The 11983-nt window shown below is 66.6% G+C and carries 10 protein-coding genes; 5 read left to right on the top strand and 5 right to left on the bottom strand.

Annotated features, from left to right (window positions below):
• Window positions 1–68: 68 nt before the first annotated feature.
• Window positions 69–1061, bottom strand: coding sequence for a LacI family DNA-binding transcriptional regulator (locus AC5RUJ_RS05065; RefSeq protein WP_494127848.1), 993 nt, complete (start codon window positions 1059–1061; stop codon window positions 69–71).
• A gap of 208 nt (window positions 1062–1269) precedes the next feature.
• Between AC5RUJ_RS05065 and uriH the strand changes: the two genes are divergently transcribed.
• From uriH to AC5RUJ_RS05045, 4 genes are all read left to right on the top strand, one after another.
• Window positions 1270–2313: a uridine-preferring nucleoside hydrolase UriH gene (uriH, locus tag AC5RUJ_RS05060; RefSeq protein ID WP_494127735.1), complete on the top strand. Its 1044-nt coding sequence runs from the start codon at window positions 1270–1272 to the stop codon at window positions 2311–2313.
• Window positions 2310–3734, top strand: coding sequence for a uridine transporter UriT (gene uriT / locus AC5RUJ_RS05055; protein ID WP_494024819.1), 1425 nt, complete (start codon window positions 2310–2312; stop codon window positions 3732–3734). The genes uriH and uriT overlap by 4 nt, the downstream gene beginning before the upstream one ends.
• Window positions 3731–4690: a ribokinase gene (locus AC5RUJ_RS05050; protein ID WP_494127736.1), complete on the top strand. Its 960-nt coding sequence runs from the start codon at window positions 3731–3733 to the stop codon at window positions 4688–4690. Before uriT ends, AC5RUJ_RS05050 begins: the two co-directional genes overlap by 4 nt.
• Before the next feature lie 375 nt (window positions 4691–5065).
• The gene (locus AC5RUJ_RS05045; RefSeq protein ID WP_494127737.1) at window positions 5066–7513 is read left to right on the top strand and encodes a penicillin acylase family protein; all 2448 of its coding nucleotides are present in this window, start codon (window positions 5066–5068) and stop codon (window positions 7511–7513) included.
• A 54-nt stretch (window positions 7514–7567) separates the two neighbouring features.
• Here the strand turns inward: AC5RUJ_RS05045 and AC5RUJ_RS05040 are convergent, their stop codons facing one another.
• The 4 genes from AC5RUJ_RS05040 to purS form a co-directional block, all read right to left on the bottom strand.
• Window positions 7568–7972 carry a VOC family protein gene (locus tag AC5RUJ_RS05040; protein ID WP_494127738.1) on the bottom strand — a complete coding sequence of 135 codons (405 nt, stop codon included), beginning with the start codon at window positions 7970–7972 and terminating at the stop codon, window positions 7568–7570.
• 131 nt (window positions 7973–8103) lie between these two features.
• Window positions 8104–10518, bottom strand: coding sequence for a phosphoribosylformylglycinamidine synthase subunit PurL (gene purL, locus AC5RUJ_RS05035; RefSeq protein WP_494002054.1), 2415 nt, complete (start codon window positions 10516–10518; stop codon window positions 8104–8106).
• Window positions 10519–11301 carry a phosphoribosylformylglycinamidine synthase subunit PurQ gene (purQ, locus tag AC5RUJ_RS05030; RefSeq protein ID WP_493977174.1) on the bottom strand — a complete coding sequence of 261 codons (783 nt, stop codon included), beginning with the start codon at window positions 11299–11301 and terminating at the stop codon, window positions 10519–10521. It lies immediately after the preceding gene.
• Window positions 11301–11573, bottom strand: coding sequence for a phosphoribosylformylglycinamidine synthase subunit PurS (gene purS / locus AC5RUJ_RS05025; protein ID WP_494002056.1), 273 nt, complete (start codon window positions 11571–11573; stop codon window positions 11301–11303). Before purS ends, purQ begins: the two co-directional genes overlap by 1 nt.
• 222 nt (window positions 11574–11795) lie before the next feature.
• On the opposite strand from purS, the gene AC5RUJ_RS05020 reads away from it, so the two are divergent.
• A complete protein-coding gene (locus AC5RUJ_RS05020; RefSeq protein ID WP_494013269.1) occupies window positions 11796–11966 on the top strand; it encodes a hypothetical protein in 171 nt (56 codons plus the stop codon).
• The last annotated feature ends 17 nt before the right edge of the window (window positions 11967–11983 follow it).

The following is an 11983-nucleotide window of genomic DNA, read 5'->3' as shown; positions in this document are numbered from 1 at the left end:
GGGCGGCCGTGACCGGGCACGACTGGCGCAAGGTGTAGCCGCGACGGCCCGGACCGCGCCGTCGTTGGTCAGTTGGCGGCGATCCGCTCCGTGGAGCCGCGCACAATCAGCGAGGCCTCCAAGGTGAGCTGGGGTTGCTCGAGGTCGCGGCCTTCGATCAGGCCGCGCAGCTGTTCGCCGGCCTTGAGGCCCAGCCGGGCGGCGGGAAGGTGGACGGTGGTGAGGCCGGGGTTGCTGGTGGCGGAGTAGGGCAGGTCGTCAAAGCCGGCGACGGCGAGTTCGTCCGGGATCCGCACGCCGGCAACGCGCGCTTGCTGCAGCACGCCGTACGCGTGGGTATCGGTGGCGCAGACGACGGCGGTGACACCCGCTTGCTGCCACTGGGGCCAGGCGGCGGCAAACGCGTCGGCTGCCGCGCCGACGTCGATCGTGGTGCTGATCAGGTGGGCCGGGTCTGCGGTCATCCCGCGAGTGGCCGCTTCCTCCAGGAAGGCCGTCCGGCGAATGGTGAAGGTGGCTGTGCCGGTCACGCTGTCCAGGTACGCCACCCGCTGGTGGCCGGAGGCGGCCAGGTGCGCCGCGAGTTCGCGGGCGCCGTGGGCCACGTCGAGGTTGACGGACGGCGCATAAGCCTCCAGCCCGGGCGCGTCGAGCAGCACCAAGGGGCCCGTGGGGGAGAGGTCCTCGAGGAACGCGGCATCGGGGGCATCCACCAGCAGGCCTGCCGGGCGCAGGGCGAGGAGCCGGCGGATGTCATCCGCGCGGGGGAATTCGCCGGCTTCGGTGACGGAGAGCAGCAGCTGGAAGTCCGCGCCGAGGGATTCGCGCACGCCGGTAACGACCTTGGCGAAGAACGGGTTGGAAATGTCCGGCGCCACCAGCACCACAATGGAGCTGACGCCCTTGGCCAGCGAACTGCCCACGCTGTCCACCACGTATCCGAGTTCGGCGATGGCCTGGCTGACCCGGGAGATGTTGTCGGCGGACACCCGCCCGCGCGTTTTGCCGTTCGCCACCAACGAAACCGTCGCGGGGGAGACGCCGGCGCGTGCCGCCACCATCGCCGCGGTCACTCGCCGACCGACGCGCGGCGGGTGTTGGGGAGGGCGGGCGGAATCCATGAGCCCCATGATAGGCGTAATCAAGCGCAACAAGGCATCAAGCGCTTGACGCGCACTACGTCAAGCGTTTGACGTGGACCGGAAGGGGATGTCAAACTCGCTGTGACAATTTCCCCGCTGCGGGGCCCCGATGACGTGGAGAGAAAACATGGACGCCACTTCCGCGACGCCCGGACCGAAGAAGATCATCCTGGACTGCGATCCGGGGCACGACGACGCCGTGGCGCTGCTCCTGGCCCACGGCAACCCGAACATCGAACTGCTCGCCGTGACCACCGTTGTCGGCAACCAGACCCTGGCAAAGGTCACCAAGAACGCCCTGGCCGTGGGGACGATCGCCGGCATCACCGGTGTCCCGTTCGCCGCCGGCTGCGACCGGCCGCTGGTGCGCACCATCGAAACCGCGCCGGATATCCACGGCGAGTCCGGCATGGACGGCCCCGCGCAGCCGGAGTCCGCCATCGAACTGGACCCGCGGCACGCCGTTGATCTCATTATCGACACGATCATGGCGCACGAACCCGGCACCGTAACCCTGGTCCCGACCGGCGGCCTGACCAACATCGCGATGGCCGCCCGCAAGGAGCCGCGCATCGTCGAGCGGGTCAAGGAAGTCGTGCTGATGGGCGGCGGCTACCATGTGGGCAACTGGTCCGCCGTGGCCGAATTCAACATCATGATCGACCCCGAGGCCGCCCACATCGTCTTCAACGAGAAGTGGCCCCTGGTCATGGTGGGACTGGACCTCACGCACCAGGCGCTGGCCACCCCCGACGTCGTCGAGCAAATCGAAGCCGTCGGCACCGGCCCGGCCCGCTTTGTCCGCGAACTGATGGACTTTTTCGCCCAGACGTACAAGGATGCACAGGGCTTCGACTACCCGCCGGTCCACGATCCGTGTGCCGTCGCCTACGTCATCGACCCCACGGTGATGACCACCCGCAAGGTCCCGGTCGACATCGAACTGCAGGGCAAGCTGACCCTCGGCATGACCGTCGCCGACTTCCGCGCCCCCGCGCCGGCCGACTGCCACACCTCCGTGGCCGTGGACCTTGACCGCACCAAGTTCTGGAACCTGGTGACCGATGCGCTGGTCCGCATCGGCGAGGTAGAAACGGGAACCGCCACCACAACGACGACGGCGGCGCCCGCCTCCGCGACGTCGGTCACCACCGGGGAGGCAGCGAAATGAGCGCCGTTCTCCACGACACCAAGGCCACCCGCGGCGGCACCACCGCCCTGATGGTCGCCCTGCTGACGGCCTGCGTGGCCTTCCAGCTCAATGCCTCCATGCTCAGCCCCGCCCTGGTCACCATGGGGGAGGAACTGCAGACCGACCAAGCCTCGATCGGCCTGTCCCAGACGTGGTTCTTCACCACCGCCGCGCTGTTCTCCCTGTTCCTGCCCCGGCTGAGCGATATCGTCGGCCGCAAGCGAATCCTCGTCGGCATGATGCTGCTGACGGCCGTCGGCTCCGTGATCGCGGCGCTGGCCCCGGACGTTACGTGGCTCTTCGTGGGCCGGATCATCCAGGGCGTCAGCGGCCCCACCGTTCCGCTGTGCCTGATCATGCTGCGCACCGCCGTGCCCAACCCGCGCACGTACGGCACGCTGATGGGGGTCATCCTCGCGGTCAACGGCGGCGTGGCCGGCGTCGATGCCTTCCTCGGCGGCTACATGGCCGAGCACTACGGCTTCCGCAGCATCTTCTGGTTCATGGTGGTGCTCGCCGTGCTCGCCGCGATCCTCGTCGCCGTCCTGACGCCCGAGAGCAAACCGCAGGCCGGGACGCGGATGGACTGGACCGGCGTCGTCTTTATTGTTGTCGCAGTCGGTGCCCTGCTCACCGCGCTGAACGAGGCCGCCAAGCTGGTCGGCGCGTTCTCCACGGGAACCCTGATTCTCTCGCTGGTGTTGATCGCCGTGGCCGCCGCAGCGTTCGCCGCCTTCTGGGTCACCGAAAAGCGTACGAAGGAGCCGATGGTCGAGATTGTCCATCTGCGCCAGCGCTCCACGTGGGCGCCGCTGCTGACCACAATCCTGACCATGACCGGCATCTTCGCCGTGATCAACGGGATTGTCCCCGCTTACGTACAGGCCGCCGCACCCGGCTTCGGCCTCGGCCCCACCGAAACGGCGCTGCTCATCCTGACCCCCTACGCGCTGCTGGGCTGGGTCTTCGGCCCGATCAGCGGGCGGCTCGCCCCGGTCCTGGGCTACACCAATGTCCTGCGCATCGGCATGATCGGCAGCATCGTCTCCCTGGTGATCATTGCGCTGTTCGGCCTGAACAGCCTGCCGGTGATGGTCGCCGCCACTGCGCTGCTCGGCATCATGTACGCCGGCACCGCGAACATCATGCTCAACGGGCTCGGCGTGGTGCTCTCGCCCCCGGGCAACCCCGGCTTCCTGCCGGGTATGAACGCCGGAGCCTTCAACCTCGGCGCCGGGCTGAGCTTCCTGGTGCTGCCGGCGGTGCTCGTGGGCACCTCGGCGCTGGGCGACCGCGGCTCTTACCTTACGGTGATTGTGGTCGGCCTGGTCATCACCGTCGCGGCCTTCGCCGCCTCGCTGCTGATCCCCAAGCCCGTTGAGGCCGAGGTGGAAAAGTGAGTCCGCGGGCCGGACGCATCGTCGTCGTTGGTTCACTGAACGCGGACCTGACCATCTACACCGAGCGGCTGCCCAACCCTGGCGAAACCCTCCGCGGCGAAGGCTTCACCGTGAACCCGGGAGGCAAGAGCGCCAACCAAGCCGTGGCCGCTGGCCGGCTCGGCGGCAACGTCGCCCTGATCGGCGCCGTGGGCGAGGACTCCAACGGAGACATGCTGCTGGCCTCCGTGGCAGGGGCCGGCGCGGACGTTTCCCGCGTGCGCCGTGCCGCCGGCGTCGAGACCGGCGTCGCGGTCATCACCGTTGACGCCGCGGGGGAGAACAGCATCGTTATTTCCCCCGGCGCCAACGGCACGGTGGTTCCGGATGATGTCGCCGCAGCCGGGGACGTTTTCAATGGCGCCGCCGTGGTTTGCCTCTGCCTCGAGGTCGGCCTGGACGTCGTGGAGGCGACAGCACGAGCAGGGCACGACGCCGGAGCTACAGTGCTGCTCAACCTCTCGCCTTACGCGCCCGTGCCCAGAAGCCTGGCCGAACTCACCGACGTCCTGCTGGTCAACGCGCACGAGGCTTCGCTGTTCCTCGGCGGCGGCGAAATGCCCTGCGCCGATGCCGCCGTTGCCGACTGGGAGCAGGTGCGCTTGCAGTTTGCGGCGCAGGGGCTGGACCGCGTCGTGGTCACTCTGGGTGCCGAAGGCTCCATCGTGCTGGATGGGCATGCCGAGGAGGGGCGCCGTTTCACCCGGATCGCCCCCACCAAGGTTGACGCCGTGGACACCACCGGCGCCGGCGACGCCTTCACCGGGTCCCTCGCGGCACGGCTAGCCGCAGGGGAGACCCTGGCCGAGGCGGCGGCGTTCGCTTCGGTCGCTGCTGCCCTGGCCGCCACGAAGAAGGGAACCCAGGCCGCGTATCCGCGGCTGGCGGACGTGGAGCGCCTGCGGGCCGGCGCCTGACGGCAGAGGCCGTACACCACCCACAAACGAACGGCGCCGTGCACCGGAAGGTGCGCGGCGCCGTCGTCGTTGGTGGAGCCTCTCACCCTCCGGGCAGAACTCTTTGTGGTCTGTGGGGCGGCGATTATAAGTGTCCGGCTGCAGTAATCCCGAAAAAACGCGGGCGCCACGGGACCCGACTCCCTGTCAATAAAAAATGAACGTTTGGACGGGAATTAGACCAGCAACCATTGCCAACCCGCTACCGGTGTTGTGGCATTGAGTTGCCGCCGGCAACCAGGCCCTTTCACGGAGGGGCTGCCGACGGCATTCGCATGCAGTTCCATCGCAGTTGATTCGACGAGGAGTCAGGTGAAAAAGACGAAACCAGCGCTCATGGCACTCTCATTGGTTCTTTCAGCGGGGTTGGCGGGAGGCCTTGCCGCCCCCGGCGCTACGGCAGCCGACACCACGGACACCGTGCAGCAAAGTAGTGAAAAGGTCCTCGGATCGGGCGCTATCACCGTCAAGCGGGACACCTACGGCGTCCCGCACGTCTACGCGGACAAGACCCGAGATCTGTTCTACGGCTATGGCTATTCAGTTGCTGAGGACCGTATGTTCCAACTGGAAATGGCCAAACGCGCCGTTCTGGGCACCTCTGCCGAAGTGCTGGGCGCGGACTACGTCGAGATCGACAAGCGCTCCCGGGCCTCCTTTGACCCGGAAGCCATCAGGGAGCAGATTGCTGCCCTGCCCGCAGAAGATCGGGACATCCTCGACGGTTACGCGGCCGGTTTCAACAAGCGCATTTCGGAGGTCATGGACAACCCGGGCGCGCTGCTGCCGAAGCAGTTCACCGATTACGGCTTCGAGCCCTCCCGGTGGTCAGGGTACGACGTGGCGATGATCTGGGTCGGCACCATGGCCAACCGATTCTCGGACAGCGCAGGGGAGCTTTCCAGCCTGCAGGTCCTCCAGCAGCTCACCGCCGAACACGGTGCGGAGCAGGGCCAGCTCCTCTTCGATCAGCTGCAGTGGATCGAAGATCCCACCGCCCCCACCACCGTGCCGCGCAAGGATAAAAAGCGACCGAACCAGCTGGCCTCGGACAGCCCCTCCCAGATGGCCAAGCTCAACAAAGTCTCCCAGGATCTGAAGGATGACGGCTTGGAGCGGATGAAGCAGTTCGGCGGCGGCGACTGGCCGAACCTCCAGCCTGAGGCCAGCAATCTCTGGATCGTCGGCGGTAAGAAGAGCAAGGAGAAGGGCTCGGTGCTGCTCAATGGCCCCCAGTTCTCCTGGTTCAACCCCTCCTATGTCTACGGCATCGGCCTGCACGGGGCCGGTTACGATGTGACGGGGAACACACCCTTCGCCCACCCCACCATCCTCTTCGGCACCAACAAGAACATCAGCTGGGGATCCACCGCCGGACCGCTCGACGTCAACGACGTCTACCAAGAGCAGCTGAACCCGGAAAACCCCCACGAGTACAAGTACGACGGCGATTGGGTGCCGATGGATGTCCGCACCGAAAAGATCGAGGTCGCCGGACAGGAACCGATCGAACAGCAGGTTTACTCCACCGTCCACGGTTTCGTGACCAGCTTTGACGAAGCGAACAACACGGCATACTCAAAGAAACGCAGCTGGACCGGTACCGAAATCCAGTCTTTCATGGCTTGGATCAAGATCATGAAGGCCCAAAACTGGGAGGAGTACCTGGCCCAGGCGGAGAAGGTGGGCATTACGATCAACTGGTACTACGCCGACAAGAAAGGCAACATCGGCTACGTCTCCCCAGGCAAGCTGCCCATCCGCGCCGAAGGGCACGACCCGCGGCTCCCCGCCGTCGGCGACGGGTCCATGGAGTGGAAGGGCATCAGGGACTTCTCCGAAAACCCCAAGGTTTACAACCCCAAACAGGGCTATATCGTGAACTGGAACAACCAGTCCGGTGCCGGCTTCAACGCAGGCTCAGGAAACTGGTCGCCGGTGGACCGGGTCAACGAGATCATTGAACGGCTTGAGGACCAGCAGAAGTTCACGACCGACGAGATCTGGAACATCAACGAAGAAACCTCGTTTGCGGACCTGAACATCCGCTACTTCCGCCCGTTCCTCGAGGAAGCCGTCAAAACGCTGCCCGCCAAGGATCCCGTGGTCCAGGATGTCCGGCTCCTGACAGGATGGGATGGCCAGCGCCGTGACAGTGACGGCGACGGCAAGCTCGACGGCCCTGAGGCAGCGATCATGGATGCCTGGCTGCCGATCCTGTTCGAGGCGGTGCTCAAGGACGACCTGCCAGCCTCCGTTTTTGCCAGCTACTCGCAGGGCACCGGTCTCGCCCGTCCCGCAAACGGCAGCAAGCTCGTCTACAACGCCCTGTTGGGTAAAGACGCCGGGGTCTTACAGCACGTCGACTTCTTTAATGGCGCGGACAAGAAGCAAGTCTTGCTGGAAACCTACCAGCAGGCGCTGGAGAAGCTCGAGGCCGAACAGGGCACCGACCGCAAGAACTGGACCGCGCCCACGCCCCAGCACGAGTTCTCTTACAAGAACTTTATCGGCGTCCCGCAGGCGAACCCGAACGAGAACCTGACTGGGCCGGACTACATGAACCGCGGCACCCAGAATGACATCGTCTCGCTCTTCGGTTCGCAGGCCGAGATGTGCACGGTAGCCCCGCCCGGCCAAAGCGGCTTCATCGCTCCAGACGGCACCAAGTCCCCGCACTACGCTGATCAACTGCAGATGTACGCGGACTTCGAATGCAAGACGGAAAACCTCTACCCGGAACAGCTCGAAGCCAACCTCGAGAGCGAGAAACTACTGAAGTGACCTGTTCGTAGTCGACAGCAGGCGGCCACCGGCGGTGGCCGCCTGCTGCTTTCCCTATGGGCCTACCGGTTCGTAGCCGACGAGCCAGTGGAGTCCGTAACGATCGATCACCTGGCCATCGGAGGCGCCCCACGGCTTCGGGGCAAGGGGATCGACGACCCGGCCGCCAACGGCGAGCTTGTCGAACCACTCGTGCAGCACCTCGGGCTCGGCCGTCCCCAGCAACGAGAGCATGACGCCCTCGAGCCGGACGGTCTTCTCGCCGGGTGCCGCATCCGATCCGGCCAGGGCGACCACGCCGTTCAGCATTCCGTGGGCTATCTGCCCCGGCGGTCCCGCACTGTTGCCGAAGTCCTTATTGGTGTGCAGGGAAAGCTCTCCGCCAAAGATCTCTGCATAGAAACCGAGAGCTTCGCGGGCAGTGCCGGGGAAGCTGATATAGATCTGCGGTGCCGTCATGGGCACAGCCTACAGACACGGATTGCCCGCACCGGCGGGTTCCGGTCCTCGGAGATAAGACGAAGAGGGATGTTCCCCGCACCGCGGTGCACGGAACATCCCTCTTTCGCTCGCCCCGTGGGCGGCGGAACCTACCCGAAGTACTTCGGCAGGGTGCCCTCGTGGGCTTCCTTCAGTTCAGCCAGCGGCACGGAGAACTCGCTCTGGAAGTCCAGCGCGCCGTTCTCGGTGTCCACCACGCCGATGCGCATGAACGGGAAGCCCCGCGCGCCGCACATGTCCTTGAAGCGGACCTCTTCGCTGCGCGCCACGGACACGACGGCGCGGGCCTGGGACTCGCTGAACAGCAGCGTGAACAGGTCGACGCCGTCACGTTCGCAGACCTCGCCCAGGCCGATCCGGGCACCGACGCCGAAGCGCAGCGCCATCTCGGACAGGGCAGCGGCCAGGCCGCCTTCGGAGAGATCGTGGGCGGCGTCGATCATGCCGTCCCGGGAGGCGTTGATCAGCAGCTCGCCCAGCAGCTTCTCGGCCGCCAGGTCCACGGCCGGGGGCTTGCCGCCCAGGTGTCCGCGCAGGTTGGCCCATTCGGAGCCGTCCAGCTCGTCGCGGGTGGTGCCCATCAGGTAGATGGCCTGGCCGTCCTCGCGCCAGCCGGACGGTGTGCGGCGGCCGACGTCGTCGAGCTTGCCGAGCATCGCCACGACCGGGGTCGGGTGGATCGGGGTGTTGCCGGTCTGGTTGTACAGCGAGACGTTGCCGCCGGTGACCGGGACGCCCAGTTCCATGCAGCCGTCGGAGAGGCCGCGGATCGCTTCGGCCAGCTGCCACATGACGTCCGGGTCCTCCGGCGAACCGAAGTTCAGGCAGTCGGACACCGCCATCGGGATAGCACCCACGGTTGCGACGTTCCGGTAGGCCTCGGCCAGGGCCAGTTGCGCGCCCTGGTAGGGATCCAAGTAGGTGTAGCGGCCGTTGGCGTCGGTGGCCAGGGCAACCCCGAGACCGGTTTCCTCGTCCACCCGGACCACTCCGGCGTCGTCGGGCATGGCCAGTGCGGTATTGCCGCCCACGTAGCGGTCGTACTGGTTGGTCACCCAGTCCTTCGAGCACATGTTCGGGGACGCCATCAGTTCCAGCACGGCTGCCTTGAGGTCTTCGGCGCTGGCCGGGGGGTTGGCGCCGGCGGCGGAGGCGCGGAAGCCGTCTGCCTGGACCCTGTCCTGCCATTCCGGGCGGGCGTAGGGCCGGTTGTAGACCGGGCCGTCGTGGGCGACGGTGCGCGGGTCGACGTCGACGATGGTCTCGCCGTCCCACTTGATGACCAGGCGGCCCGTGTCGGTGACCTCGCCCAGCCAGGAGTATTCCACGGCCCACTTGGCCATGACGGCCTCGAACGCCTCGACGTTCTCGGGCGAGACCACGGCCATCATGCGTTCCTGCGACTCGGACATCAGGATTTCACCCGGCGTCAGGGTCGGATCGCGCAGCAGCACGGAGGTCAGCTCGACGTCCATGCCGCCGTCGCCGTTGGAGGCCAGCTCCGAGGTGGCGCAGGAGATGCCGGCGGCCCCCAGGTCCTGAATGCCCTCGACCAGCGAGCCCTTGAACAGTTCCAGGCAGCACTCGATGAGCACCTTCTCCGAGAACGGGTCGCCGACCTGGACCGCGGGGCGCTTGGAGGGCTTGGTGTCGTCGAAGGACTCCGAGGACAGGATGGACGCACCGCCGATGCCGTCGCCGCCGGTGCGCGCGCCGAACAGCACCACCTTGTTGCCCTTGCCGGAGGCGTTGGCCAGCCGGATGTCCTCGTGGCGCATGACGCCCACGGCCAGGGCGTTCACCAGCGGGTTGCCCTGGTAAACGGAGTCGAAGACGACCTCGCCGCCGATATTCGGCAGGCCCAGCGAGTTGCCGTAGCCGCCGATGCCGGCGACCGCACCGTGGACGACGCGGGCGGTGTCCGGGTGGTCGATCGCGCCGAAGCGCAGCGGGTCCATCACGGCCACCGGGCGCGCGCCCATGGAGATGATGTCCCGCACGATGCCGCCGATGCCGGTCGCGGCGCCCTGGTACGGCTCGACCATGGTGGGCGAGTTGTGCGACTCGATCTTGAAGGTTACGGCCCAGCCGTCACCCAGGTCCGTCACGCCGGCGTTCTCGCCGATGCCCACCAGCATGTGCTTCTTCATGTCCTCGGTGACCTTGTCGCCGAACTGGCGCAGGTGGACCTTGGAAGACTTGTAGGAGCAGTGCTCGGACCACATCACCGAATACATGGCCAGCTCGGCGGCGGTGGGGCGTCGGCCCAGCACCTTGACTACCTCGTCGAACTCGTTGCGCTTCAATCCCAGCTCGGCCCAAGGCAACTCGGTGTCCGGGGTCTGCGCGGCATGCTCCACGGTGTCGATGTTGAACTGACGCCCCTCGGCGCGTTCGACGGCGTCGGCCGCCCCGCCGTAGCTCTGCACGTGCTCATTGCGTGCCTCGGCCTCGGTTTCCAGCCGGGTATCCACTGTTGCGCTGGTCGGATTGGTCTCGGTCATTTACTTGGCACCTGCCACAATCTTCGTCAAAACGGAGGTGAAAATTCCCAGGCCGTCGGTGCCGCCGCGCAGCTCGACGTCGCCGAAGGCGGAAGAGTCCGGGCCGAAGCCGGCTTCCACGGCGTGTTCGGGGTGCGGCATCAGGCCCACCACGTTGCCCGCGGCGTTGCTGATTCCGGCGATGTCGCGGCGCGAGCCGTTCGGGTTGCCGTCCGAGTAGCGGAACACCACGCGGTTCTCGGCTTCCAGCTCGTCCAGGGTCTTCTCGTCGGCGACGTACTGGCCGTCCTGGTTCTTCAGCGGCACCACGATTTCCGCGCCGGCTTCGTACTGGCTGGTCCAGGCCGTGGTGTTGTTCTCCACGCGCAGCCTCTGGTCGCGGCAGAGGAAGTGCAGGTGGTTGTTCTTGATCATGGAGCCGGGCAGCAGGTGTGCCTCGGTCAGCACCTGGAAGCCGTTGCAGATGCCCAGCACCGGCAGCGGATCGTGCTGCGCGTTGGCGGCGTCGGCAATCTGCTCCATCAGCGGGGCAAAGCGGGAGATCGCGCCGGCGCGCAGGTAGTCGCCGTAGGAGAAGCCGCCGGGGATGATCACGCCGTCCACGCCCTGCAGGTCATGGTCGCCGTGCCACAGGCTGACCGCTGTGCCGCCGGCAATCCGCACGGCACGGGCCGCGTCGCGGTCGTCGAGCGTGCCGGGGAAGGTGACGACGCCGATGCGCGCGCCCGAAAGGCCTGCGTCCGGTGCGGGCGAGAAGTCGCCGATCAGGGGTGTCTCAGTCATTATTCGCCGGCCCCGATGGTCGCCTCGGTGATGACCTCCACCCGGGTGACGTCTTCGATCACGGGGTTGGAGAGCAGCGTGGCGGCGGCATGCCGGGCCTGTTCCAGGAGTTCCTCGGTCACCTCGCCGTCAACCGTCAGTTCGAAGCGCTTGCCCTGGCGGACTTCGCTGAAGCCGGCCAGGCCCAGGCGGTTCAGCGCGCCGGCAATGGCTTTGCCCTGCGGATCAAGGATTTCGGGCTTGGGCATGACATCAACAACGATCCGGGGCATCCGGCCACTCCTGTGCTTGGATTGTGCTCTTCAAACGAAGCGAGGCGCGCGGAACTCAGTGCAGTGTCAATCCAACAATTGGTGCCGTCTCACGCTGATCCAGCGCTCCGCGAGCTTGCATGACTATTCTACCGGCATCGCGGGGCGCTGATTTTACGGGACGACGACGGCGGATCCCGGCAAAACCGTGCCGTCGGCCAGCGGGGCTCGTAGCATGGCTTCATGACGGAGAAGCCACAGTCCATGCTGCTGCCCATCTTGGCCGCCGTCGTGCTGGGCGGCCTCGGGCGGATGGTCATTCGGAAGAAACGCGACGACCGGCGGACCGCCCGTGCCGCACGCCGGGATCTTGACCGCCGGGTGAGCGAAGTCATGCGCGACGGCCGGCGCTGACCCGGTCGGTCACGGCG

This window comes from Arthrobacter sp. Y3223164, from assembly GCF_059091005.1.
This window is presented reverse-complemented; position numbering and strand designations above follow the sequence as displayed.

What these genes read in the sequence shown, in the direction of transcription:
- AC5RUJ_RS05065 (WP_494127848.1), bottom strand. Translation starts at nt 1,061, where the DNA reads ATGGTGGCGGCACGCGCCGGCGTCTCCCCCGCGACGGTTTCGTTGGTG.
- uriH (WP_494127735.1), top strand. Translation starts at nt 1,270, where the DNA reads ATGGACGCCACTTCCGCGACGCCCGGACCGAAGAAGATCATCCTGGAC.
- uriT (WP_494024819.1), top strand. Translation starts at nt 2,310, where the DNA reads ATGAGCGCCGTTCTCCACGACACCAAGGCCACCCGCGGCGGCACCACC.
- AC5RUJ_RS05045 (WP_494127737.1), top strand. Translation starts at nt 5,066, where the DNA reads ATGGCACTCTCATTGGTTCTTTCAGCGGGGTTGGCGGGAGGCCTTGCC.
- AC5RUJ_RS05040 (WP_494127738.1), bottom strand. Translation starts at nt 7,972, where the DNA reads ATGACGGCACCGCAGATCTATATCAGCTTCCCCGGCACTGCCCGCGAA.
- purL (WP_494002054.1), bottom strand. Translation starts at nt 10,518, where the DNA reads ATGACCGAGACCAATCCGACCAGCGCAACAGTGGATACCCGGCTGGAA.
- purQ (WP_493977174.1), bottom strand. Translation starts at nt 11,301, where the DNA reads ATGACTGAGACACCCCTGATCGGCGACTTCTCGCCCGCACCGGACGCA.
- purS (WP_494002056.1), bottom strand. Translation starts at nt 11,573, where the DNA reads ATGCCCCGGATCGTTGTTGATGTCATGCCCAAGCCCGAAATCCTTGAT.
- AC5RUJ_RS05020 (WP_494013269.1), top strand. Translation starts at nt 11,796, where the DNA reads ATGACGGAGAAGCCACAGTCCATGCTGCTGCCCATCTTGGCCGCCGTC.